This is a genomic window from Shewanella algicola, assembly GCF_014648035.1.
Taxonomy (GTDB): Bacteria; Pseudomonadota; Gammaproteobacteria; order Enterobacterales; family Shewanellaceae; genus Shewanella; species Shewanella algicola.
This window is the reverse complement of sequence record NZ_BMQI01000022.1, coordinates 54,348-80,156: the sequence shown is the minus strand read 5'-3', so window position 1 is coordinate 80,156 and position 25,809 is coordinate 54,348. Positions and strand designations below refer to the sequence as shown.

Annotated in this window: 22 protein-coding genes; 12 read left to right on the top strand and 10 right to left on the bottom strand. The window is 42.5% G+C overall.

Annotation, left to right across the window (positions count from 1 at the left end; translation table 11 throughout):
* From IEY42_RS11260 to ardA, 4 genes are all read right to left on the bottom strand, one after another.
* A partial coding sequence (locus tag IEY42_RS11260; RefSeq protein ID WP_229780022.1) for a major outer membrane protein occupies positions 1 to 281 on the bottom strand: 281 nt, incomplete at its 3' end.
* Positions 282 to 326: 45 nt separating this feature from the next.
* Positions 327 to 1,571 carry a dimethylsulfoniopropionate lyase DddY gene (gene dddY / locus IEY42_RS11255; protein WP_188925319.1) on the bottom strand — a complete coding sequence of 415 codons (1,245 nt, stop codon included), beginning with the start codon at positions 1,569 to 1,571 and terminating at the stop codon, positions 327 to 329.
* 379 nt (positions 1,572 to 1,950) lie between these two features.
* Entirely contained in the window at positions 1,951 to 2,304 is a 354-nt protein-coding gene (gene ardB / locus IEY42_RS11250; protein WP_188918561.1) for an acrylate reductase cytochrome subunit ArdB, read from the bottom strand.
* 28 nt (positions 2,305 to 2,332) lie between these two features.
* Entirely contained in the window at positions 2,333 to 3,853 is a 1,521-nt protein-coding gene (gene ardA, locus IEY42_RS11245; protein WP_188925318.1) for an acrylate reductase flavoprotein subunit ArdA, read from the bottom strand.
* A gap of 517 nt (positions 3,854 to 4,370) precedes the next feature.
* Here ardA and IEY42_RS11240 point away from each other — a divergent pair.
* Together IEY42_RS11240 and IEY42_RS11235 are read left to right on the top strand one after the other, a co-directional pair.
* On the top strand, positions 4,371 to 4,961 hold the full coding sequence (locus tag IEY42_RS11240) for a hypothetical protein (protein WP_188925317.1): 591 nt from the start codon (positions 4,371 to 4,373) through the stop codon (positions 4,959 to 4,961).
* A 1-nt stretch (position 4,962) separates the two neighbouring features.
* A complete protein-coding gene (locus IEY42_RS11235; protein ID WP_188925316.1) occupies positions 4,963 to 5,595 on the top strand; it encodes a type 1 glutamine amidotransferase in 633 nt (210 codons plus the stop codon).
* A 1-nt stretch (position 5,596) separates the two neighbouring features.
* On the opposite strand, the gene IEY42_RS11230 is transcribed toward IEY42_RS11235, so the two are convergent.
* A complete protein-coding gene (locus IEY42_RS11230) occupies positions 5,597 to 7,126 on the bottom strand; it encodes a DUF3612 domain-containing protein (RefSeq protein ID WP_188925315.1) in 1,530 nt (509 codons plus the stop codon).
* 151 nt (positions 7,127 to 7,277) lie between these two features.
* On the opposite strand from IEY42_RS11230, the gene IEY42_RS11225 reads away from it, so the two are divergent.
* A complete protein-coding gene (locus tag IEY42_RS11225) occupies positions 7,278 to 7,790 on the top strand; it encodes an aldolase/citrate lyase/malate synthase family protein (RefSeq protein WP_229780021.1) in 513 nt (170 codons plus the stop codon).
* Between the two features lie 143 nt (positions 7,791 to 7,933).
* Here IEY42_RS11225 and ccoG read toward each other — a convergent pair whose 3' ends face one another.
* The 3 genes from ccoG to IEY42_RS11210 all read right to left on the bottom strand — a co-directional run bounded on the left by ccoG (position 7,934) and on the right by IEY42_RS11210 (position 12,478).
* Positions 7,934 to 9,391 (bottom strand): cytochrome c oxidase accessory protein CcoG, encoded by a 1,458-nt coding sequence (gene ccoG / locus IEY42_RS11220; RefSeq protein WP_188925314.1) that lies wholly within the window; start codon positions 9,389 to 9,391, stop codon positions 7,934 to 7,936.
* A gap of 172 nt (positions 9,392 to 9,563) precedes the next feature.
* Complete coding sequence (locus tag IEY42_RS11215; protein ID WP_188925313.1) at positions 9,564 to 11,006, bottom strand: sigma-54 interaction domain-containing protein; 1,443 nt, start codon at positions 11,004 to 11,006, stop codon at positions 9,564 to 9,566.
* Positions 11,007 to 11,284: 278 nt separating this feature from the next.
* Complete coding sequence (locus IEY42_RS11210) at positions 11,285 to 12,478, bottom strand: cyclic di-GMP phosphodiesterase (RefSeq protein ID WP_188925312.1); 1,194 nt, start codon at positions 12,476 to 12,478, stop codon at positions 11,285 to 11,287.
* 431 nt (positions 12,479 to 12,909) lie between these two features.
* Here IEY42_RS11210 and IEY42_RS11205 point away from each other — a divergent pair, with 431 nt between their 5' ends.
* Together IEY42_RS11205 and IEY42_RS11200 are read left to right on the top strand one after the other, a co-directional pair.
* Positions 12,910 to 14,265, top strand: a complete 1,356-nt coding sequence (locus IEY42_RS11205; protein ID WP_188925311.1) for an isochorismate synthase — start codon at positions 12,910 to 12,912, stop codon at positions 14,263 to 14,265.
* 260 nt (positions 14,266 to 14,525) lie between these two features.
* Positions 14,526 to 15,206, top strand: coding sequence for a 7-cyano-7-deazaguanine/7-aminomethyl-7-deazaguanine transporter (locus tag IEY42_RS11200; protein WP_188925310.1), 681 nt, complete (start codon positions 14,526 to 14,528; stop codon positions 15,204 to 15,206).
* A 551-nt stretch (positions 15,207 to 15,757) separates the two neighbouring features.
* On the opposite strand, the gene IEY42_RS11195 is transcribed toward IEY42_RS11200, so the two are convergent.
* Both IEY42_RS11195 and IEY42_RS11190 read right to left on the bottom strand, forming a co-directional pair.
* Positions 15,758 to 17,845, bottom strand: a complete 2,088-nt coding sequence (locus IEY42_RS11195; protein WP_188925324.1) for a sensor histidine kinase — start codon at positions 17,843 to 17,845, stop codon at positions 15,758 to 15,760.
* Between the two features lie 53 nt (positions 17,846 to 17,898).
* The gene (locus IEY42_RS11190; protein WP_188925309.1) at positions 17,899 to 19,290 is read right to left on the bottom strand and encodes a sigma-54-dependent transcriptional regulator; all 1,392 of its coding nucleotides are present in this window, start codon (positions 19,288 to 19,290) and stop codon (positions 17,899 to 17,901) included.
* 293 nt (positions 19,291 to 19,583) lie between these two features.
* Here IEY42_RS11190 and IEY42_RS11185 point away from each other — a divergent pair, with 293 nt between their 5' ends.
* From IEY42_RS11185 to mutM, 7 genes are all read left to right on the top strand, one after another.
* On the top strand, positions 19,584 to 20,408 hold the full coding sequence (locus IEY42_RS11185; RefSeq protein WP_188925308.1) for an ABC transporter substrate-binding protein: 825 nt from the start codon (positions 19,584 to 19,586) through the stop codon (positions 20,406 to 20,408).
* A complete protein-coding gene (locus IEY42_RS11180; protein WP_188925307.1) occupies positions 20,405 to 21,112 on the top strand; it encodes an ABC transporter permease in 708 nt (235 codons plus the stop codon). The genes IEY42_RS11185 and IEY42_RS11180 overlap by 4 nt, the downstream gene beginning before the upstream one ends.
* Position 21,113: 1 nt before the next feature.
* A complete protein-coding gene (locus tag IEY42_RS11175; protein ID WP_188925306.1) occupies positions 21,114 to 21,866 on the top strand; it encodes an energy-coupling factor ABC transporter ATP-binding protein in 753 nt (250 codons plus the stop codon).
* Entirely contained in the window at positions 21,850 to 22,440 is a 591-nt protein-coding gene (gene mobA / locus IEY42_RS11170; protein WP_188925305.1) for a molybdenum cofactor guanylyltransferase MobA, read from the top strand. The genes IEY42_RS11175 and mobA overlap by 17 nt, the downstream gene beginning before the upstream one ends.
* Before the next feature lie 18 nt (positions 22,441 to 22,458).
* On the top strand, positions 22,459 to 24,273 hold the full coding sequence (locus tag IEY42_RS11165; RefSeq protein WP_188925323.1) for a bifunctional molybdopterin-guanine dinucleotide biosynthesis adaptor protein MobB/molybdopterin molybdotransferase MoeA: 1,815 nt from the start codon (positions 22,459 to 22,461) through the stop codon (positions 24,271 to 24,273).
* A 225-nt stretch (positions 24,274 to 24,498) separates the two neighbouring features.
* On the top strand, positions 24,499 to 24,957 hold the full coding sequence (locus IEY42_RS11160; RefSeq protein WP_188925304.1) for a hypothetical protein: 459 nt from the start codon (positions 24,499 to 24,501) through the stop codon (positions 24,955 to 24,957).
* A gap of 9 nt (positions 24,958 to 24,966) precedes the next feature.
* A complete protein-coding gene (mutM, locus tag IEY42_RS11155) occupies positions 24,967 to 25,782 on the top strand; it encodes a bifunctional DNA-formamidopyrimidine glycosylase/DNA-(apurinic or apyrimidinic site) lyase (RefSeq protein ID WP_188925303.1) in 816 nt (271 codons plus the stop codon).
* Positions 25,783 to 25,809 lie beyond the last annotated feature (27 nt).

Here is a 25,809-nt window from a genome sequence, read left to right as displayed (position 1 = left end):
TTTTTTATCTCTTTGTTTTTAAAGATAACGTGTGAAAAATGATCGAGTATGATCAGCCCCTGCCAATCACCTAATTTACCGTTAAACTTAACTGATGCCATTTCAAATGTTAAGTCACCTGATTTATCTTTTGAGTTTTCACTGTATTCTTTATATGAATAATTAGCTCTTAATGTTCCAGAAACATCGATTCCATCTTCAGCGTCTTGTGCAGCAGAATAAGTTGAAACCAAACACAGTGACACTAAGGTTGATAATAAAGAAAGCTTTAGTAATTTCATTATAATTTCCAATTTAATTTTAAGTAATAATTTATAAAACAGTGGTTACCATTTCTTTTTGGTTAAATCACATTGAATAACTTCATCTTTATGCGCTGGAGTGCCTGGATTTTTAGCTGACTCACACAATAATGTTGTACCGTAGTCATTACGTTTGTCGTCGGCGTTGCTTCTTGCCCACACAGAAACGATTGCACGCTCTTCTGGTTTTGCTTCACAGCTGCCATCAACCTCAAACGCATGGATAGTGTTTTGATGAAAATACATCAACGGATCAATATCCGCGCTGCCAGACAACCACATGGTGTGACCATTGTGTTGACCCGCATCAAACTGCACTTGTCTCATTTTATCGTCTTGCTTAACGGTGGTGAGTAATGGCGAATCTTCACGCACTGCAAAGCTCTTAAATTCATTGGTACATGCTGGTACACGCATGTTGTAATAAATTTCAGAAATCGCATGGTTATGGTATGGATAAAGGGTATCGACCGACTGTACGGTCATGCCAATTTCAGCGCCCACTTTTTGATTGTTAATTTCGTCGATGCGTAGTAACCCCCAGTGACCAAAGATTTCGGCATAAGCGTAACCACCGCGTATGTTGTTGTAGTTCTTGTCATTACGTTTACTTTCTTCGGCATACATTGGGAACCAACCCGCCGCGGCCCATAAGTTAGGCAAGGTGTTAGCACTGATGTCGGTAGGAAATGCAGAAGGCATTTTAATTTCGTCACCAGTCACCATTTTGGTAAAGTTTTTAGTAAATTCTTTACCCAATTTACGCACATCTTTATTGGTGACTTTGGTGTCAAAGAAGGTATTGAATGTGGTGCGATTAAGCCATTTTGCAACGGGGGATTTTTGCGCTAGCTCTCCACCTGGACTATAAATCCAATTCACATCTTCACGAGCACCAAAACATTTTTTAGCTTCGGTTGGGTTATTAATTACTTGGTAAATATTTTTAACTAATAGCTTCATGTCTCGACGATCCATGATGCACATATTCTTACCGCCTTCGGTAGAGTCATACATGGCTTCGTCTGAGTTTAAACATGGACCGTTTTCGCTATTGGTTAATGCTACGGCATAAGATTGTAAATATTGCAGAGTTTCATCCCAAAGAATATCTACATACTTTTGATCTTTTTCAGAATACTGAGGTGCGTCCCCTAAACACGTAAACTCAGCATTATTAATATCATTTGCATCTAAAAAGCTAGGTAACTCAGCAGACATTGCTGAACCCGATAACATCATCATCATGAAAAGCGTATTATATTTCATATCATTTCTCTTTATTTATAGTTTTAAACAAGACAAATGGTACAGGTGGAATTAATTCCAAAAGTTTAAATAAAACATGTTTAAACAATAATTAAACATAACAAAACAAATTTGTGAGCCAAACCCACTTCAATAAATAAAAGTGATAATTACATCCAAATAAGAAAAAATGAAATTCATCAACCATTAATAAACCACAACATTAAATAGTTAAAAGTAAAATAACAAATAAAATATTATGAAATAATAAAACTATAAAAAACAAACATACACAGTGTGGTTTTATAAAAAATTAAAAGTTAACAGATGATAAGTTTGAGAGTAAAAAAAGCCACACGTTAATTTAATAACATGTGGCTTTATTAGTAATTAATACTATTTATCCTTTATGCTTGTCATATTTAAACGTATGACAGTTGCTGCATAATGGCTGCTTAGTTTTATGCTCTGAGTGACACTCTTGGCAAGGTAAATCTTTACCATAGTGAAGGTTGTTATGTGGGTTTTGCCACTTATCTTCTTCACTTCTAGCCGTTTGTTTTGCTAGGTCATCAACATCATGACACTGTAAGCAAGACTCATCAGATGGGAACTGCTTGATGCCATTGTCATGACATGCTTTACAGTCTTTACCGATAACGTCTTTGTGGTAGTCGCGGATTTCAACCGCTTGTACTGATAAACTGGTTAATCCAAGTAGTACCAGCGCAAGTATAATATTAAAATTTTTCATTAATGATTCCTCTTGTTTACTGGTCTATTTACGCTTTCATGATGCTGCGTGCGGCTGTCATACCCATCACCATACACTCAGGAATTGAACAACTACCTAAGCGGCTGACGCCATGAATACCACCACAAACTTCGCCTGCTGCATAAAGGCCTGGAATTGACTTACCAGTAAAGCTGTCTTTTACTTCCGCTTTAACATTAACCTGAACACCACCTTGGCAATAGTGCACTTTTGGCCATAAACGAACCACGGTAAATGGTGCTTCGATATACTTATCTTTAGCCTTGGTCATGTTTTTGCCAAACTGCTTATCTTCACCAGACTTCACATAGCTGTTGTACTCTTCGATTTGTGCTTTTAATGGTTTTAGCGGCACGTCGAAATGTTTAGCAAGTTCTTCAATGGTGTCGAATTTCCAGCCGACATTGTACTTAATCACTTTTTTAGTGTTTGGATGCTTTTTAGAATCCTTGTAGCTAGTGATTAAGATTGGAGGTAATGCTTCGCCTTTTTCATTGCGGCACGAAAGCTCTGCATCTGCACGAGTCTTACGGTCAGCAATTTCGTTCATAAAGCGCTTACCGGTTAAACGGTTAACAGCCATTGAATGAGGGAAGTTATAAATAGAGTAGTTAGACACATAACCAAAACCACCTTCATCAGGTGATGCCCAAGGGCCAGACTGGATGTGTGCTAAATGCACAGGAATCGCACCTAGACGGAACATTTCAAACATGCCTTCGCCTGTTGCACCTGGAGCATTTGTACAACCAACTTCAGCTGTTAATGTTGGGTCTTGCGCCATACGTAAATCAACGTTTTGCGCGAAACCACCTGTTGCCATAATCACACCTTTTGTGGCGCGAATATTTAATACTTTACCAGGCTGATCTTCATCGAAGTGGTAGTTGGTACGCATTTTAACACCAACAACTTCACCTTTTTTGCCGACTAAGAAGCCTTCAAATTTTGAACGGTTGTGAGTATTAACACCTACACGCTTACACTCTTTATATAGCGGTTGAGTAATACCAGCACCACAGCTAACTGTAGTTTGATAAGTACGTGCTACAGAGTGACCACCTAACTGTTGTAAGTAAGGGTGGTATTCAGAACCTGCGTCTAGCGTCATTTGTAATGCTTCTACCGCGTGTGATGCAACATGGCGTAATAACGCCTCATCTGCAATACCACGGCCTGAAGCCAACTGGTCATTAACCATTCTTTCTACAGAATCGTCAACGTTTTCTTTCTTTTGCATTGGTGTACCAGGCGCAGCAAATAAGCCACCGTTAATCGCCGAGTTACCACCAAAATATGACATTTTTTCAAAGATATGGACATCTTTTGCACCAAGCTTAGTTGCTTCAATTGCAGCAGCTAAACCGGCAAAGCCAGAACCAATAATTACGACTTCGACTTCTTTGTCCCATTTAACACCGTCAGCCTTTTCAGACACTGCCATTGCAGGAGCTACCATTGCTGCACCAGCAGCAACACCAAGTCCAGCAATAAACTTACGGCGCCCCAACAGATCTACATTGCTCATAGGTCATCACCCTTTTTTGTATAATTGACCGAATCATCATAACGATGGAATCAATTCCAAAATGGGAACCACTGTTAATGTTTGTTTAAAAGACGCCCTAATGTTAACTAATCAATTGTAGGTATTACTTTGCAAAAAATTGTTAACTTAATGTTGTTTTGGAATTGAGTCCAGTATGCGCGACTGGTTTTTTGTACTGCAAATCGTTAACATATTTATCTGAGGACGACCTCAACCTAAAATATTGCTTAGGGTTTCACCCGGGGACGGCCCCATCTGTTCAGTTTCAGACAGGAGCCACCACCATGCTGTTTTATCCAAAATACTCTGCGATGTTATCTTTACCTTTAAAGAAAATTGGCAAAACTTTCCAACCTATCTATTTGATTAAAAAGCTTATAAGGTCATACCTTACTTAATGTTGGTGTTAAGCTTATCAAGCATAAATAGCCATGCAACAGAGCGGTAAGATCACAGCCAACATGCAGAGCACCCAGTAAAGATGGGCTTACATGGTATGTTGTTATTTGGCAGCCAATATGGCCTTTTTGCCTCACATTTACCTATGTTCCATCAGCCGCACAACGCGCAAGTTGTGTATCAATTGTCGTTTGCGGACCCAAAAATTCAGGCTGAAGTCATTAAGGGTATTCGCGCATCTGCTAATAGTCATGACCCCGTTTGGACTATAGTACCTACCACTTTTGATTTATCACTATTAGATCCACAGCCCCCACAAAACATCACTCAACTGACGGTAGATGTGGTTAAAGGACACTTTGAACGCGGAGGTGAAATGCAATGGCAGGCGCAAACAATCAATGTTGATAAAATGGAACTGTTTACTCTATTACCCCTTGAGAGTGGTTTAGCTAAAGAGGCTAACAACCATTACCTTAATCTCAATTATCAACCAAATGACGAGGTACAGTTTTTAGTTAACACACTGACGTCTCGCCCAGATGCAGACCATATTGTGCGTCTTGATGAGGTAAATGCCTCTCACTCGCCGCAGAGCAGCACTTATTTAACACTGAAGCGCAATTATCATCCGCGTTACCCGATGTCACCAATGTGCAACGTATTTACCTTGAACTCGGTGAGTTAAAATGAGCCAATGCACTCTTGCCGTATTTCAGCATCACCCCGCTGAAGGAGTCGGGCGCATTGCTGTATGGGCACAGCATCACAACATCAAACTGGTATGCTTTTATGCACCGGAGGATTTACCAAAATCGCTGGCTAATTTTCATGGTTTGATTGTGTTGGGTGGGCCAATAAATGTGGCTGATAACCCGCTATGGATGCAAGCTGAAGCTGAATTGATTACACAAGCGTTAATATTACAACGCCCGATTTTAGCCATATGCTTAGGGGCGCAATTACTGGCGGCTAAACTTGGCGGCCAGGTCATTGAAATGCCAGCACCGGAACTAGGCTGGCAAGATATTACCTTTAATGACGGCAGCGTATTAACGGTTCCGCAATGGCATGAACAAGCCATAACTTTGCCGCAGCATATTGCAGTATTGGCCTCAAGTGGGCAATGTCCGGTACAAATGTACCGCCACCAGCATGTCATTGGTTTGCAATTTCATCCTGAATGGGATGCAAAACAAATCGAACAGCTGGCTGAGTTTTTTGCTGATGAGTGCCCAATAACCACGGGGCCACACACTCAACAACATCAAACCCAACTCAACCAATTTTTATTTGAGTTACTTGATGCGCAATTTGTGTGAATTAATTATCTTCACACAGGTTTCGTCCTGCTGCATAACAACTTGGCTGGCGCGGACATACCGCGCCACGCGAACAAATTAACCTTGCTTCGTTTTTAATCCCGCGCTCAATCCAATTAATATTGAGGATTTTCGCCACGCTGGTGAGGTCTTTTTTAATGTGTTTAGGGATGTCAATTGAGCCACCATTGCCAGCACAGGCTTGTTTTAAATCGTTGGCAATCGACTGCGCATCTTTGCCTTGCGCCTCAATTGCCGGATTGAGATCGATACCGGCACACAACACATGTGGGTTACCCGCCGAGTCATCGACTTTGATCGACTCACAACAATAAATCCGCGGTTCATTACCGACATTTAAAATTGATATCTGCGCCGAGGTACCTTCTGTTGGCTCACTGATCATTCTAAATACAGCCCAATGCTGACACGGATCTTCTACAAGGCGCATATTACCCCATGGCAGTGGAATACCATTACCGCGATACACCGCTTTCAGTTTACCTGGCGCATAAGCATCAAAGTAATGCCAGTGCGGGTATGGCGATACAACGGTCATGCGGCGCATGGCCACCGAGGCCGACACTTGCAATTGTTTATTCACGCTAATTTCGTAGCCGTGACGGTCAAGCAACTGCCGGTAAGGCACTTTAGGACACAATAGTGCACCGGCAAAAAAGCTTGATTCAAAGTCTCGCCAGGCATGCAAGATGTCTTGGGCATTAATGTTATTTGATTGCGGTGCATAGGCGTCTTCAGAGTCTTCTCTGCGCCCCGACATCATGACACTCTTTAGTCCGTCTTTGTTGTGTAATACACAATGGCCAATATGCACGGCTAGGTCATATTTAAGACGGTTAGGTCTCGTTTTTAAAATATTGCTAACGTAAATAGTGCCAGGCGGTTCAAAAAAGGAGGTGACTAATTGTTTGGAGCTCATGCCCCTTTCGTCCATCACTTCTTTTGGCGCACGATCAATCCACTTAATTTTTAGCCCCATGCCTTTGGCGATATCCATGATGTCTTCAATGGCTAGCGGCATACGCTTTAAGCCCACCTCTTCAGCGGCGCGCTCAAGATCAGGAAAGTGGTTTTGGTGATGCTCCTGGTGTGCACGAATAAGCAAGTGGGCAAACTGACGACCACTGGTACCGGTTTGCGATAACATTTCAGGAATGGCGATTTGCAAAATATCATTAGAAAACAAAAAGCTTGGTTCAAGCGGCATACCGCTCACCCCGCCTTTGTTGCCTTTTTCTGGCGTAATCGCTTCATCCTCTGGCACATCATCAAGGAACCATTCAACTTCTTTTTGAAAAACGGCGGCAATAACAGCCAGCATATGGGCACTCGGAACTCGTTTTCCGCGCTCTATCATCGATAAGTATGACACCGAAGGCGCGTTGCTCGAGTCCACACGTACACAACGTGCTGACAGATCTTCCATTGTTAAGTTATTGCGTTTACGCAAGTTTCTTATCTTTGTGCCCAAAAAATGGGTCTTTCGCATTAAGCTTTTTTCATTTCTCATTTTGTATAATTCACAGTGTAAAATTTTTATTGTGAAATTCTTTGTAAAAATAGCATAGACTAAAAATCAAGCTGGTAACAAGGCTTAATAGTAAACAAATAACAAAATTAATTTCTGACCTACAACACAAGAAGAGGATAAGGCGATGAATATGTCTACTCAAGCAAGCAATACAGCCACCCAAAACCTTAACCGCTTCATCGGTGAGCAATTTGTGGCGACAACGAACCAACAAGATCGCAGCACAAATGCAAAAGACTTTTTGGATGCACAATTTCCATTAGCCAATGGTTCACATCAAGATGTGTGCAGTTACGTGGTTTACTACAACCACTTACTGGCCTTCTTAAAAGATGGTACCCAGTGTGGCTTACAAAATCCATGTCAATTTGTGGCGCTAACGGGCCACAAAAATGAGCCGACCTCTGTGGTATTGAAAAACAACGATACCCATGTAGAAATTTGTTTTGATCGCCTTGGTACCTTAGGGGCAACAGACAGTGCGCATATTGAAGATATTCAAGTCTCTATGCCGATTAAAAACTTACCGACACCTTACAAACAGTGGATCAGCTTATTACACACTAGCTGCCAACCTACTGAAGGTAACTGCAAGGTATTTACTGCTAAAGATGGCACAGACTACGCTTTACATCAGCGTTAATGCATACTTATAGTGATGCATGCTCAAAGCGATAAATAGTCGACACAGTAAGTTGCGGTAATACATTACGAGTATCAAGCAGAAAAGGCTTCTCCCATTTAATCAATGTGAGAAGCCTTTTTGTTATTTATAAAACCAAGTGATTACGGCCAAAAAAAGCGTGATTGCTGCGTCACCTGATTTTCTGGCTCCACAGGGGTTGAGTTAGCCACACTGTTAATTTGAGTCACACTAAATTGCAGTGTTTGCTGGCTTGTGTCATCAACGCGCTCACTACGACGACCGCTAACCGTAACGGGATAATCTAATTGTTCGCCTGGATTTATCTGTACCACAGTGTCTGTCACTATGGTCAACGAGGGCGTTTTATTACTGCGCACTGCAATTTGATACACAGCTGCTTGTTGAGTTTTATTACGAATTTTAAGTTGATAGCTGTTTTCAACCCTATCGACACCCACTTCACGGTACAAGGTTTGACGATCGCGGATGACATTAAGCTGAATATGACTTAATTGGCTTAAATCGATAATAATTAAGCTAATCATTATTAGCAGTGCGCTGGCATATCCTAGGCCTTTGAGTGAAAACACACTGGCTTGAGGCTGACTTTTTAAGGCGTTTTCGCTGGTAAAACTGATTAAATTGGGTGCATAACCAAACTTTTCCATGGTTTGATTACAGGCATCAACACAGGCGCCACAGTTAATGCACTCGTATTGCAGCCCATTACGAATATCGATACCTGTAGGGCAAACATCAACACATAAATTGCAGTCAACACAGTCACCTAACTCTGTTTTTTGGGCACGTTTGCGCGGCCCACGAGACTCGCCGCGCGCCGCATCATAACTCACTGTTTTGGTGTTAGCGTCAAACATCACCGCTTGAAAGCGCGAGTAGGGGCAACAATGCAGGCACATCATTTCGCGCATCCAACCGGCATTTAAATAAGTACAAATGGCAAAAAACCATACCCAGGCACCGGTCCAAAAACCACTGCTTGCAGTAAAAATATCCATATACAGTTCACGCGCAGGCATAAAATAACTGATAAACCCACACCCTGTGAGTAAGGCAAACACAATCCATAATGCATGTTTGGTCAGTCGTTTCCGTAATTTACTTATTGACCATGGCGCTTTGTCTAAGGCTGCTCGATGATGATGGTTACCTTCAATGTTGGCTTCGATCCACATGTAGATAAATGTCCAGGCGGTTTGTGGACACAAAAAACCACACCACACACGGCCCCAATATACGGTAACAAAAAACAACGCAAATGCAGCCGCCATAAAAAACCACGCTAATACAGTAAAATCCTGCGGCCATAAGGTGAGATTAAAGAAAAAGAATTGTTGCTCGGTGACATCAAACAAAATCGCTTGGCGGCCCTGATAGTTAATAAAAGGCAGTAAAAAGAATAACGCGATGAGTAAGGTATTGCTGTGCTGACGCAAACGCTGAAAAACGCCCTTTTGTTCACGCACATGGATTTTTGCTGAGGGCGTGGCGATTTGAACCACCGGAATGCGCTGCGAAGCATTGATTTTAGCGTTAGATTGAGACGCTGGCGGTGTTTGAGTTGCAGAGTTGGGCATAACTGGTTTCCTATAACACGATATTGCCCTGCTATAGCAAAGACTAAGCCAACTAAAAACAGACCCTAACAAGCTGAATTTAATGGGTTTATGTTTTAAGCGCCCACAAAGAGTCACGATATATCGTGTAAATGGCGATATATCGTGACGACAATTCGCGTCATAGATTTGTTTATCGGGTTATGGCGAGTTTTTTCATACGCGAGCGCAACGTGCTGGCCGGCATATTCAACATGGCAGCAGCCCCTTGCGGGCCTGAAATTCGCCAATGCGTTGCGTTAAGCGCTGTCACTATGTGCGCAGCTTCGGCTTCAGCCATGGTTAACATAGTTGTAGCGGACGGCGCTGATACCAATGCTGGCAAAGTATTAAATGACAACTGGCCATTTGGCGACAAAATGATTTCTCGCTCGATTAAGTTTTGAAGCTCTCGGACGTTACCAGGCCAGGTATATTGTTGAAGTTTTTTAAGACCTTTAGTACTGACCTTGGTAATTTTTTTACCTAGTTTTGTACCCAACGACGTCGCTAAGTCGCTCACCAACTGTGGGATATCTTCACGGCGTTCGCGTAATGGTGGCACGGTAATCGGAAATACATTTAAGCGATAATATAAATCCATTCGAAATAAGCCTTGTTCTACTCGCGCGGCTAAATCATGGTGAGTTGCCGCAATTAAACGAATATTCACGCTGATCGTTTCGCTACTGCCGACCCGCTCAAAGCTTTGCTCTTGAATAACCCGTAACAGCTTTGATTGGGCTGACAAACTCAGCTCGGCAATTTCATCTAAAAATAAAGTGCCATTGTGAGCCAGCTCAAAGCGACCTTTACGCCGCGCTGTTGCACCAGTAAATGCGCCTTTTTCATGGCCAAATAGCTCACTTTCTAATAACGCACTGGAAAAAGCCGCGCAGTTAACACTGACCATAGGCTGATTTTTACGGTGACTCAAGCGGTGTAAGCTGCGAGCCACTAACTCTTTGCCTGTGCCATTTTCGCCGCAAATGAGTACCGTACTGTCGGTATTGGCCACCAAATTAATTTGTTGAATTAACTGCTTAATCGGTTGGCTATTGCCTGAAAGCCCTAACGCGCCTTGCTGACCTTGTAGCTCTGTGAGTAAGTATTGGTTTTCTGACGCGAGGCGTTCAGACAATGCTTGCACCTGTGCCAATGCTTGCCTAAGTGATTGTTCGGTATGTTTTTGCATGCTCACATCACGAAATATCGCGATAACACCTACCAGCTTTTGTTGATGGTAAACCGGGGTCGAGCTGTAATACACCGGAAAACTACTACCGTCTTTGCGCCAAAAGACATCATCAGATACCTGGCGCGGAATGGCGTCATGCAAAGTACGATAAATCGGGCAATCATGTTGCGGGTAATGGCTGCCGTCGGCATGGCTGTGATGATGACAATCATGAATGTTTTTACCAATCAACTCTTCACTCTTCCAGCCGGTCATTTGCTCTGCTGCGGGGTTAATAAACACCGCATTACCGTCTAAATCAAAGCCATAAACGCCTTCGCTCATGGCGTTAAGCAGCAAAGTGTTTTCAGGTAAAAAATGCCTTGAAGTTGGCATTGGGTTGAGGGGTAAATCAGTCATATAAACCACAGCATTAAACATGTATGGGTTAAGTATAACTAAGTCACGAAATATCGCGACCTATATTCAATGATATTTTAATCTCCCTTATTCTAACGAGAAGGTAGGCTAAAATGAGACAAGCACAAAAGATGCATTGGGTGCGCCACTACATTCACAGATATTGATACGAATTGTTCTCTAGTGGAGTGAATTTTCATTTGGCTGGGTTAGGTTATCGACCACTTAATTAACGCGATACCAATATCGCAGCAAGCCATCTTGCTGCGATAAATGCATTAATAAAAGGGCGTTGGATCGACTTCAAGTGTCCCAGGAGAAACGCCACGCTCAATATTGATATCCACTTTGTGTATATCAACTAGCGCGACTTCGGTATAGCGTTTATGTTTTAGTGAATAAAAACATTTTACGATGGGATGTAATGCATCACGCCCCTTGGAGTCCCACACTATGCCAACACGTTCGTCAGATAATTGCACCAACGAGCCAACTGGGTAAATCCCCACACAACGAATAAACTCATACACCAGTTTTTGGTCTAAATGAAATGGCGTTAAACTCAGTAAAATTTTAAATGCTGCCGCAGGACTCATGGCTTCTTTGTAACAACGAGTCGCGGTTAACGCATCGAAAATATCCACAATACAACTCATACGGCCATGTTGTGGGAGTTGAGATTCTGTTAAGCCATTAGGGTAACCTTTGCCATCAAGCTTTTCATGATGCATTAAACACACATCTTTACTCACTTGCGATAAGCCTTTAGTTTCGTTCATGATTTCCATTGCATACACTTGATGCAACTTCATGTGTTCAAATTCTTCTGGCGTTAGGCGCCCTGGTTTATGTAGCACTTCGTTGTCGACTTTAATTTTACCAATATCATGCAAAATACCGCCAACGGCCATTTGTTTGAGCAATTCACGATCAAGGCCTAAGTGTTTACCAAAAGTCACTAATAAAAATGCGACATTAATTGAGTGCTCAAGCAGGTAGGCATCTTTAGTGCGCAATGCGGAAATACACTTAAATGCATCGGCATCGGCTATCACCGACTCAATCATTTTGTCTGCAACATCTTCAATTTGGCCGACTTCAATGGCTTTGCCCTCGAAGGTTTCAGACATCACTTTTTTGATTAAGCCTTTGGCCTCAGCAAGCAGTTTTTTGGCTTGAGATTGTTGACCATCTCGGCTGACAGTGGCTTTACGTGCCAATGGGTTAGTGGGGCTATTCGATTTGTTGGCTTTTTTTAAGCCGCAATTATCTGACGAGCGCTCAACATCGACCCATACCGTGGTAATGTTGTTTTTTTTCAGCTTAACAATGGCGTCACGGTGCTTAATTTGACCGGGATTGCGAATATCAATTTTACTTTGTTGGCGATCAATCGCGGTAACAAACATGCCCAGGGCAAGCTTATCGACAGGGATCTTTATGACATTGTTTGATTCAACAGAATCACTCATGTACACGCACTCCGGGAAGAAAAACTTAAAAAGTGGGATCTACATCACGCAAACGCTCCCATCATTTTGACTTAATTATTCTTATTAGACTACTGATTTAATGCACTTATCAACGCATATTCTCAAGAAGTGTGAGCAACTCTTTATAAATCAATATTTTAAAAAATCGGCTTTATTGACTCTTTATTTAAGTAAACCTTAGCCAAATGATTTACTTGGGCTGCTTGAGCTACAAATCACTAAAACAAAGTAAACATCCCTGTAGCTCATTTGCGCTCAAATCACGGGAACATCTTTTCTGCATGTCACCATAAGGCTAACCATACTGTTATATTAGTAATTCAGATCACACGATTTAACCTTGCTAATTGACAGTATTTCATCACTTTATTACCGTAAAGCTGATAACTCTACTCGTAAGGACATTCTACTTGGGTCACTTCTTCGAAACACATTTCAGCGAACTGATTACTAAGCTTAACCAGCTCAGTAATGTTCCTGCACGAGAAGCGATTATTCAACTGTCGGTCGAAGCGCCTGCGCTTCCGTTATTGTCGTGGTTGGCTGCACAGCAGCAGTTTCCCAAAATATACTGGCACGGTAGAGACAGAGACGAAGATGTTGCCGCCATTGGCGCCTGTAAAAGCTTCTTTTTTGAAGACCAAGTAGACGACAATGAATTAGCGAAAATTTATCAACAGCAACGCAATAAAACCAGCCAACAGGATATACGCTATTACGGCGGTTTGGCTTTTGACCGCACAGTAGAATGCTGGCCTGAATTTGGCCGTGCCCATTTTGTGTTACCAAGAATAGAGTTACGCCGCCACGGTAATAAGCTTAGGATTTTGGTTAATCTTAATTTTGAGGACACAGATCCTCAACAAGAAATTCAAGCTGCACTACGCGCAATAGCACAAGTGCAAAAGCCTAAACCTTTATCACCACCTCATAAAATGACATTAATGGGCCGCAGTGATTTACCCCATTATGAGCGCTGGGAAGAATTAGTTAATCAAGTCACCCAAGAAAAGTTCAACCAGACAACACCAAAAGTAGTGCTGTCACGCCACACTCAAATTGATGTGAGTGACGATATTGACCCCTGGACAGTATTAGCTTGTTGGCAAGGCAGAAACCCCAATAGTTTTCAATTTGGCTTTCAATTTAGTCCAGAACGGGCATTTATTTCATGCTCTCCCGAACGGTTATATCTTCGTCGACAACAAGAGTTATTTACCGAAGCGCTTGCTGGCACAACGGTGCGCGGACTCAATCCAGAAGAAGATACCTTACTCGCACAAGCATTATTGGACGACATTAAAAACAGCCATGAAAACCAATTGGTGAGAAAGCACATTGTCGATGTGTTAACGCCACTAAGCCAATATCTTGGGGCTGACGAACAACCTAAAATCTTTAAACTTAATCATATTCAGCATTTGCATCGCTCCATTCGTGCGCAGTTACAACCTGGGGTCAGTGATTTCGAATTATTACGCGCACTGCATCCCACTCCTGCCGTTGGCGGGCTGCCTCGCGAAGCAGCATTAAACTTTATTCGTCAACGCGAGGGTTACGCTCGGGGTTGGTATGCGGGTGCTTGTGGTTATTTTAATCGAAATGAATCTGAGTTTTCGGTCGCTATTCGCAGTGCCTTAATCGAACCAAGAAGAATCAATTTATTTGCCGGTGCAGGGATTGTAGCGGGCTCAGATCCGCTCGCTGAATGGCAAGAATTAGAAAATAAATTGGCCACGGTGTTGGCCATTTTAATCGACTTTTAGCCGCTGTTTAATCTTTCGCTTGGGTATAACCCATGCTATTATCCCGCCCCCATGTTTGCAGCAACCTTTGCATTGGCATAACGCTAGGTAAAAATCGCGAAAATAAGCAAACATAACCATAATGATAATATTCTCTGTATCAGTCATTTATTGGCGCTGTTGTTGGTAATCCAATGACCAAGCTGGTGCTTTAAAGACTGTTAATCAAATTAATAGCGGGTTCCCTCACCCCGCGCTAACCCAATTAAAAAGGCCACAATATGTTGCAGTTATCCCAGGCGAAATATCGCCGAGCACTGATGCTATTAGTCAGTTTTCATATCTTAATTATTTGCGCAAGTAACTACCTTGTTCAATTACCTTTCCAGTTGTTTAGCTACCACACCACTTGGGGTGCATTTAGCTTTCCGTTTGTGTATTTAGCCACCGATTTAACCGTGAGAATTTTTGGCCAACAAGCAGCTAGAAACATTATTCTCAAGGCGATGATCCCTGCATTATTAGTGTCGTATCTGGTGGGGGTATTGTTCCATCAGGGCCAACTACAAGACTTTGCAGCTTTAGCTCAGTGGAATAGCTTTGTATTTCGCATTGCCTTTGCCAGCTTTGTGGCCTATTTGATTGGTCAGCTTATGGATATTACGGTGTTTGCTAAGTTACGCCGTGCTAAAGCATGGTGGGTTGCTCCTGCAGCCTCAACTTTAATTGGTAATTTGGTCGATACGCTGGTGTTTTTCAGTGTGGCTTTTTATGCCTCAAGCGATACCTTTATGGCAACTCATTGGCCAGAGATCGCCACTGTCGATTACGGCTTTAAGTTGATTGTGAGTTTAGGGTTATTTTTACCCGCTTATGGCGTATTGCTAAAAGTACTTCAGGACACCATTTTATTTGATAGCTCAAAGGGACAAGACAACATTGCTGTTGAGGTTACTAAGTAATTAACCAAGCAATTAACCGTTTTGGGTTGAGTCCTATGCGGCTTATAACCTTGGTATCAATGAAATCTGCATCATCTCAAGCGACACGATTAAGCCAGTTGCGTTATGCTGTTGGCTTAATCGCACTTGTTATTGATGTGCGTATTTTTCATTAAGCACTTAATCTTATCTGAATGCTTCAATATTTTTGTTATCGCATAAACAAATAACGCTCGAGTCTATGCCATTCTAAAGCCTCTATCGTAAACACAGGTGATATACCAACAACACACCAAAAAAATAACTGATTATTTTTCATGTAGTTACTAACGTATTATCGGAAGATGTAAATTATCACAATGTAAAGATGACTAATTTATAAATGAACCTCTTGCAAATAGTAATGAGAATGATTATTATTAACCTGCGTTCCAAAACTCGGTTTACTCAATAGAGACTTCATCACCTTTATTGGTCTACAGAGTTCGCAAGCACGACATTGCTCACACACTCTTTGTGGCCGGGTTATTAACCCGGCTTTTTTTTGCCTGTTTTTTACCTAAGTTTTTATATTATGTTTTATCACCAAACAGCAAACCATCGTACGGTCCGAGCTGTTGATCTTCATTGGCTTTATGGTACAAACCAATGGTAAATACCGTGCCGACATCAACCGTTGATTTAACTTCAATAGTGCCACCAAGCCGCTTAATAATACCGTAGCTCAGAGACAAACCTAGCCCAGTTCCGTCTTTGCGGGTGGTGTAAAAGGGATCGAAAATACGGCCTAAATCTTCCTTGCTAATACCGATGCCTTCATCCTCAATCTCAATTTTTACCCCAATACTTTGGCCATCCTCAATCCAATCGTAAGTTCTTACCCAAATACGGCCATTGTCTGTAATCGCATGGGCTGCGTTAACCATTAAATTAATTAACACCTGTAATAATTGCGGTCGATTAACTTCAACAATGCCGGTAGCTGTTAGTTCTTTTACTAACTCAACTTTTTGCTGCTCAATTGAGTGACGCACTAATAGCAGTACTTCTTCGACAATGGGAGTAATAGCTTGTGGCTCAATAGGTGCATTAAATTCACCTGGGCGGCTGTACTGCAATAAACTGCGGATAATTGTGGTGATCCGGCCGACCTGTTGAATAACTAAGTCGATTTCTTCTTCAACCGCTTTAGCATCATCACCGAGCTCGTATTTAAGTAATTCCATATTACCTAAAATGACTGCAGTGGGATTATTGATTTCATGCGCAATACCGGCAATCAATTCACCCAATGCGGTCAGTTTTTCATTGGTCACCAACTGTTGGCGAGTGGCATGCAACAACGCAACGTTGCGCTCAAGCTCTTCTGTTTTATCTTGCAGGCTACGAGTACGTTGCTCAACTTTGATTTCTAGCTGTTCTGCTGCGGCTTGAATTTGGGCATTACGCCGTTGTAATTGGTCGAGCATTCGGTCAAATTGTTCTGCTAAATTGGCCAGTTCATTCTCTTTATTAAGGCCGAGGTTACCAATCCTGATATTCCTCCCTGCTTGCACTGCCGTGACAACCTGGTGAATATATTCTATTGGTTGCAATAAACTGTTGGCACCGCGATACACTAAAAAGCCAGATAAAAACAACACAATCACTAGGATGGTGCCGAGCTCAATAATGTTTAATAAGTAATTATGTAAAAATGGCGCCTCAGAAAACCCGGCGTACACCATGCCTACACGCTTACCGCGAATATCGTACAGCGGCGAATAACCCGATATATACCAATCGTTAAAGACAAACGCACGGTTAATCCAGGTTTCGCCTTCAATTAATACTTGTTGGCCGACTTCATCAGAGACTAATGTACCGATTGCACGGTTAATTTTTTCTTGCTTGCTCGGAAACTGTTCCAAAGGCACATTAGTGCTAATGCGAATATTGTCTAAAAATAGGGTGACGGTACCGATAGAGCGCTCAGGCAAGGTCCCTTTGCCATACACAAGATCACGAATATGGTCGACAATGGCCGTATTACCATTAAAGATAATTCCGCCATCTAAATACCAAAATACATTGCCAGAAAAATCGGTAACGGGCATTAATGTGCGACTCAATAAACCGCGTGTTTCTGATTTTTGTTCAGGCGTTGTCGCATGCCGAGTCGGCACAAGTTCAACATAGGCCTTGTCGGCAAGCGATGAGCTTATCCGGGCTAATTGCTTTTTAGGTAATACCATTAACCCTGAAATAGCCTGCTGCTGAGTTTGGTGCAACATAAGGCGTAAATCAGGATCGGCAGCGGCATCCGCCACACTGATTAAACGTAAAAAATCCAAACCTAACGCTTTTTGCTTTTGCGCCAGAAACATATTAAGTGCATTAATCGCGGCACTATTTGGTTTAGGGTCATTCTGATTTAACAATTGAAAAGCATGCTGAAAGTTCCATGAACCACTAATGGTACTCAATTGTTCTTGTTGATGTTGTTGTACTTGAGACAAGGTATTATCAGCTACAACCAAATCAGCCTTTACCTTCATAAACAATTGCTTGCCTGTATATATCACATTCCAATATATCGTGATAAAAACCAGGCTAACCAGCGTTAATATAATGGGTAATAAGGTCAGAAATAAAATGCGATAGCGGATCTTTGACTGCATTTGTTGCCAGCTAACACCAAAGACCCGGGTGATAACGCCTGAGGACTTCGCCACTATTGCGCTTCTCCATCAGTATCATCATCAAAGCTCGCCCACTCTTTGTATTTACGATCCAGAGTTTTGCGCGAGACACCGAGATCTCGAGCGGCTGCAGATTTATTACCATTATGGGCATCTACAACCTGGGTAACATGCTGCTTTTCGACTTCTTTTAATGGCCAATCTAAAGGGTATCCCATTGCTTCTGGGATCACGGTGACGACAGGTTTTTTCCAATATTCAGCTGGGGGTTTACCCAATAAAATACAACGTTCAATCATATTGCGTAGTTCACGAATATTGCCCGGCCAATCGTATTGCTGAAGTACTTGTAGATCTTCATGGCTCCAAATAATGTCTTTGATACCCAACTCTTGTGACAACTGTAATGTAAAGTAATGGGTCAGTTCGACCACATCTTCAGGACGAGAGCGCAACGAAGGAATGACAATATTGAGCACGTTTAAACGATAAAATAAATCTCGACGAAAACGCCCAGCCTCAACTTCATCAATCAATAACCGATTAGTTGCGGCAACCACACGCACATCAATTTCTATTTCTTTTTCGCTGCCGACAGGTCTAATGGTGCGTTCTTCAAGCACTCGTAACAGTGCGGTTTGCATGTTCATTGGCATTTCGCCAATTTCATCTAAAAAGATAGTACCACCAGAGGCATAGCTAAATAGACCCTCACGCATTCCTTTAGCACCGGTAAATGCGCCGGCGGTATGACCAAATAACTCACTGGCCAATAACTCTGGTGCTATGGCACCACAGTTTACGGGTACAAATGCCCCGCTACGGCCACTGAGTTGATGTAATTGTCTGGCCACTAGTTCTTTACCCGTGCCAGATTCTCCTTCGATGAGAACCACTGCATTGGTTGGCGCAATGCGTTCAATAACCTGTTTAACATCGCGAATGGCTTCGCTATTTCCAATAATGTTGGACGACTGCCCATGGGCAAGCTCACGCCGTAACATAAAGTTTTCACGCTTTAATGAGCGCTTCTCGATGCAACGATCAACAGCAGTCATCATTTGCTCAAGGTGGAATGGCTTCATAATAAAATCTGACGCGCCAGCCCTCAGTGCTTTAATCGCAACATCCATGTCGGCATAGCCCGTCATAAAAATAATGTCTGACTGTCTGTCTGGATCATTTAACGCTTCATGCCACTCAATACCTGAGCGATCAGGCAATCGAATATCAACAACTAATAAATCAAAATGGCCCTGACTACGAATCGCTTCAGCTTCTGCTATGGTGGATGCGGTTTCAACTAAAGCAAACTTTTTAGTTAACGCTTTTTTTAAAAAGCTGCGCATGCCGGGTTCATCATCAACGATTAAAACCGACATGGTAGTGTGTGCTATAGGGTTTATATGTACATCTGGACTCATAAGTAGACTCTACATTAGGACATTTTGACTCGCTTAGACTCACTTTAGCATTGAATTCAACCAACAGGGTCACTATGAACCACAGAAAAGTGATCATGGGACAATTTGTCTAAAATAATTTGCTTAAGCTTGAGATCGAGCTCACAGTTTCGATTTTAGCCGTGAACTGTATTTGCATAAATTCCATTTGGCATTTAATTTGCTTATGGCTTTGGTAATTAAGCAAAAAAATCGCTTAAGGACAATTTGATTAAGTAGATGAATTCTGGTCATTAATACAACAAGGAATGGAAATGTTAAAACTCAAAGCAAGTGTCAGTATGTTGTTAGCCGCTACAGTGTTTAGCAGTGCGATGTTCAGCCCAGTCGCTCTAGCTGGTGAAGTGATTAAACTCGCAACAACGACCAGTACTGAAAATTCAGGCTTATTAGGTGCAATTTTACCTAAATTTGAAGCCGAGTCAGGTTACACTGTACAAGTGATTGCCACTGGTACAGGTAAAGCATTAAAACTGGCAAGCCAGGGAGATGTTGATGTAGTCATGACTCATGCCCCTGCCGCCGAAGCAAAATTTGTTGCTGACGGTTTTGGTATTGAACCTCGTGGCATTATGGAAAACGATTTTATTGTATTAGGGCCTAAAAATGACCCTGCTGCGGCAAAATCAAGCAAAGATGTCGCTGAAGCTTTCGGCAAAATAGCTCATAAGCCAAGTAAATTTGTTTCTCGTGGTGATAATTCTGGCACCAACATGAAAGAACTTGCGATTTGGAAAAATGCGGGCGTAACACCTGATTTTAACGGTTATACTTCTGTTGGCCAAGGCATGGGTAAAACCTTATTGATGGCTGATGAGTTACAAGCGTATACATTAACAGACCGTGGAACATATATTGCCTATAAAGCTAAACTAAATCTTAACATTAGCTTTGAAGGTGGCGCAGCGTTAGCCAACCCTTACCAAATTATGTTGATTAACCCTGCAAAATACCCAGATTTAAATCATAAAGGCGCAAAAGCATTAAGCGATTGGTTTATTAGTCCTGCGACACAAACTATGATTAACGAGTTCACCGTGCAAGGAGAGCAATTGTTTAAGGCAACTTATAAGAAATGAGTGAAGGCTGGTTAGCCCTATTGCAGCAAGCATTTAGCTTGCTGCTATCTTTCGACCCTGATGTATGGGCCATTATTAACATTTCATTTTCGGTGTCTTTTGCGGCGCTGCTGATCACTATTATCCCGTCGATTATCTTAGGTTTCATCCTTGCCTTTAGCCATTTTCGTGGCCGATGGATCGTTATAAATTTAGTGCAAACGCTACAATCTATTCCAACTGTTGTGATTGGTTTATTGGTGTATTTGTTATTGACTCGTAATGGTGTTTTGGGTGATTTAAAATGGCTATTTACCCAAAAAGGCATGATTTTAGGGCAAATGCTCATTTGTGCTCCCGTATTAATAGCCTTATCTCAAGCGGCTTTTTCCAGTGTCGATCGCCGAGCTTGGGAAACTTCCCGAACGCTAGGCGCCTCCTGGTTACGTGCAGTTTGGACATTATGTCGGGAATTACGAGTACCACTCTTATTAGCCATTGTTGCTGGTTTTAGCCGAATTTTGACTGAAGTGGGCTGTTCTATGATGGTCGGTGGTAATATTATGGATGTTACTCGTAATATTCCCACAGCTATAGCACTTGAAACCAGCAAGGGCGATTTTGCTCAAGCCATTGCCTTGGGATTAGTGTTACTCATACTCGCCTTAGTGCTAAACTTCATTTTGGGTTCATTGCGAGGCAAAGCCCTCCCAAGGAGTCATTAGGATGATGATTTCAGATACATTACAAGAACAGCAAGCCGTACAAATTAGCGCGCACAATTTGCTGATGAAGTTTAAACAAAATACCCTATTTAACGTACCCGAACTGACATTTAAACAAGGCGATGTCATTTACCTGCAAGGTGATAATGGTTCGGGGAAGTCTACCTTAATGAAAATTTTGGCAGGATTAATGACCCCAACCCAAGGGCAAGTTATTAGCCAAGGATTTGCCTCTAAGCCTTGGTGGCAGCTTGACAACTTATTTGGCAAAGCGGTGTATTTGCATCAGCACCCTTATTTATTTGAAGGTTCTGTAAAATACAATTTAACGTACGCGTTAAGCCAATTGAAAATACCCGTCAGTGAGCGCAATAAACGAATTGCTCAAGCCGTTGATATGGCGCAGCTTGGAGATTTACTTAACCACAATGCAAGCGACTTATCGGGTGGAGAGCGGCAAAGATTGGCTATTGCTAGGGCGTGGATTATTCAGCCCAAGCTGCTCATGTTAGACGAGCCCATTTCAAATATGGATAAACAATCGCAACGCTTAGTGCTTGCTATGATTAATCAGTTAAAACAAGATGGCACGGGCCTGCTGATGAGCAGTCACCAAATCTGTGGTCTCACCGCATTATGTCAACAACATTGGCATATTAAACAACGTACCATTCATACCAGTATGCATGTTCCTGCAGCAGAAACTGTGCATCAGACTAATACAACGGAATTACATTATGGCACCACAGATTGACGCAGTTATTTTAGCGGGCGGCATGGCTCGGCGCATGGGCGGCAATGACAAAGGCTTAGTGGATCTTAATGGCCAAGCCATGATTTGCCACACACTCGATAAGCTCAGCAGCCAAGTCGATAACATTATGATTAATGCTAACCGTAACCAAGCACAGTATGAACAATGGGGTTATCGCGTGTTTAGCGACGAAGACAGTGGCTATTTAGGTCCTTTAGCGGGCATGGTCACAGCATTAAAACAAACTCAAGCCGAGTATTTATTAGTTGTGCCTTGCGATTGCCCAATGCTCCCAGACGACTTAGCGCAGCGCTTGTTAGCTGCCCTGACCGAGAAAAATGCTGATATTGCCGTAGCCAGCGATGGTGAACGTGAACAACCTGTCGTGTTATTACTGAAACCCCAGTTAGCCGAATCAATGCAGGCTTTTTTAGATGCTGGTGAACGTAAGATTGATTTTTGGTATCGCCAACATCAAGTAGCTATTGAGAGTTTTGCGGACCAACCTAATGCCTTTGTTAACGTCAATACGCCAGAACAAAAACAGCAACTCGCCCAGCAAATTGCCAAGTAATCTATTAAGAGGTTCATGATGACTGTAGTTTTTAGTAATCCATTACCTATTCCCGTTCTAGGGTTTTGTGCATACAGTGGCACGGGTAAAACCACGCTATTAAAACAACTTATTCCAGCACTTAACCAGCGTGGTATTCGCTTAGCGGTTATTAAACATGCGCATCATAATTTTGATGTTGATATCCCTGGTAAAGACAGTTTCGAAATGCGTAAAGCAGGTGCAAAACAAGTGCTTGTTGCGTCTCATGTGCGCTGGGCGTTGATGACGGAAGATCCCGTTGAGGATGACCCAAAACTACAACACCTACTTCGCCAAATTGAAGCAGATAAAGTCGATATTGTATTAGTTGAAGGTTTTAAAAAACTGGCATTACCCAAAATTGAACTGCACCGCGCTGCGCACAACAAGCCGTTGATCCATGTTCACGATGAAAATATCGTTGCAATTGCCTGCTGCGAAGACACGCAAGTGCCTGACTCATTGACACGATTAGATTTAAATAACGTGGCACAAATCGCTGATTTTGTAGAGCGTTACAAAAACAATTGGCAAGCACCAAAGGCGCAATTACCGATTTGTTTTAACGATGCAGACATTCCACAACCTACGGGTTCAGAGCAAGGCATCAGTGTCTCACAGGGCATTAGCACAGTACTTAGCCAGGTGGCACCAACACGCGAAACCGAACTCGTCGACTTAATTGATATTGATAATCGCGTACTGGCACACGATATCATTTCAGAAATTAACGTACCGCAACAAACAAACTCAGCAATGGATGGGTATGCTTTTGCGTTTGATAACCTATCAAAAACGCCACTTAAAGTGGTTGCCGAAGTATTGGCAGGTCATCATTACCCTAATGTTTTACAGTCAGGTGAAGCGGTACGCATTATGACTGGTGCTACCGTGCCACAAGGTGCTGACACCATTCAAGCGCGCGAGCTGACTCAAGAGCAAGATAACCTATTAACCTTACTTGAACCTGAGCAAATCACCCAAGGCCAACATGTACGCCTTGCAGGAGAAGACATTGCCCAAGGTGAAGTGGCATTAGCGGCCGGTAGCCGACTAGGAGCTGCAGAGCTTGGTTTAATGGCATCACTTGGTTTTAATCGGCTGCCGATTTTTAAACGCCCTATTGTCGCAGTATTTTCGACGGGTGATGAAGTTAGCCAACCAGGAGAAGAGTTAAAACCTAACTGCATTTACGATGCTAACCGCTACACCATTTTGTCGATGGCGAAAAAACTAGGGTGTCAGGTGATTGATCTCGGTATTATCGACGATAATGAACAAACACTGACGAGCACATTAAGCGATGCCGCAACAAAAGCGGATATCGTTATCAGCTCAGGCGGTGTCTCTGTAGGTAATGCAGATTACATCAAAATGGCACTGGCCAACGTCGGTAGTACTCATTTTTGGCGCATCAATATGCGTCCAGGCCGCCCTTTAGCCGTGGGTAAAATTGACCAGAGTCTGTTTTTTGGCTTACCCGGCAATCCTGTCGCTGTGATGGTGTCATTTATGCAATTTGTTCAACCGGCTATTCGTAAATTGGCTGGCGAAACCCAATGGCAACCACAATTTATACCTGCGATTGCGGCTCAACCGCTGCGAAGCAAAACCGGAAGAACTGAGTTTTTGCGCGGCGTATATAGCATTGCTGATAACGGCCAAATTCAAGTTGAAACCACCGGAGCACAAGGCTCGGGAATGCTGAATTCAATGGTCAATGCCAATTGTCTTATTGTTATTGCTGACGATACCGCAACGATTCCTGCTGGCGAAAGTGTGTTTATTCAACCTTTTGCTGATTTGCTTTAAGCCTTCAAGCCTCGACAATCATTGCAATGCGCATTGATTGTCGAGCAACGTTATACTTTACCTCTCAACCACTCTCTTTCTCGCTAATCAAAATCCCCACGGCAATCGTATAACGGTAGTCACCCCCTGGTAACCCGCTAGAGTCTTGCTGTGCTAGATTCGTTTTTTATTGCCTGAGTGATACACTAAAAACATACAGCTACATCAAATAAAAAGGACTCTGTTATGGCGCTTTCTCGAAAAAATTGGAACTACATTATTATCGGTGCCAGTGTCTTTATGATTAGTGTGTTGTCATTTATTGATGACAAAACCGCAAATGTCCCCGATGATGTCGTCGCTTTATTTGACCCTCAACTTCCATTAGTACAATTACATCTCGATGACATCTGGCTGAGTAAAAAAGAAGATAAGTGGTGGTGTCACGAGCAAGTCCTTAACTGCCAACAATGGGCTCAGGCTTGGCAAAATATTAGTGTGTCGCCATTAACCGTTGAACCTAAACACGGGTCAAACGAACAAATTGTCACTATCGCAATTAGTAATATACACACAGTACAGCAATGGCGTTATTTCCCCGATGATGGCCTATTGCAATCATCAAATCAAAATTGGTATCAAGTGCCACCAAGCTTACGCGCTGATTTACAGCCTGTTCTCAGTGTGTCATCTCAATCAAAATAACGAGTATTTATGCCTGAATTACCAGAAGTTGAAGTCACCCGACAAGGGATCAGCCCTTACCTTATTGAACAAACGGTAAGTGAGCTCATTGTGCGTAACGGATCACTACGCTGGCCCGTACCTGATGTAGCACAAAACATTGTCGGCCAACGCATTAACAATGTACGCCGCCGAGCCAAATATTTACTCATCGACACCGATGCGGGTATGGCTATTGTTCACTTAGGGATGTCAGGAAGTTTACGCATTTTGCCGCGCAATACGCCAGTAGAAAAACATGACCATATAGACTTAGTCCTAGATAACGGCCGGATGCTACGATTTAATGACCCAAGGCGTTTTGGTGCTTGGCTATGGTATGAGTTACCCGAAGACGCCCATCCATTATTGTCGAAATTGGGCCCAGAACCATTAAGCCCAGCGTTTACCCCACAACAGTTACAGGCCGCTCTCGCCGGAAAGAAAAAAGCCATCAAATTATGCCTAATGGATAACCACATTGTGGTCGGTGTCGGTAATATTTACGCCAACGAAGCCCTATTCGCCGCAGGTATTCACCCACAAGCAGAGGCCGGAAAAATTGATATCGAACGATTAACCGTGTTAGTCAGCGAGGTAAAACAGATTTTAGCCCACGCCATCAAACAAGGTGGTACCACCTTAAAAGACTTTACCAATGCCGACGGAAAACCAGGTTATTTTGCCCAAAAGCTACATGTTTACGGCCGAGGCAACGAAACCTGCACCCAATGCGGTAATATATTAAGTGAAATAAAATTAGGACAACGCACCACGGTATTTTGTGGTTTATGCCAGCAGAGATAGGGTTAATGTAGTAAAAGGGAGCCGATA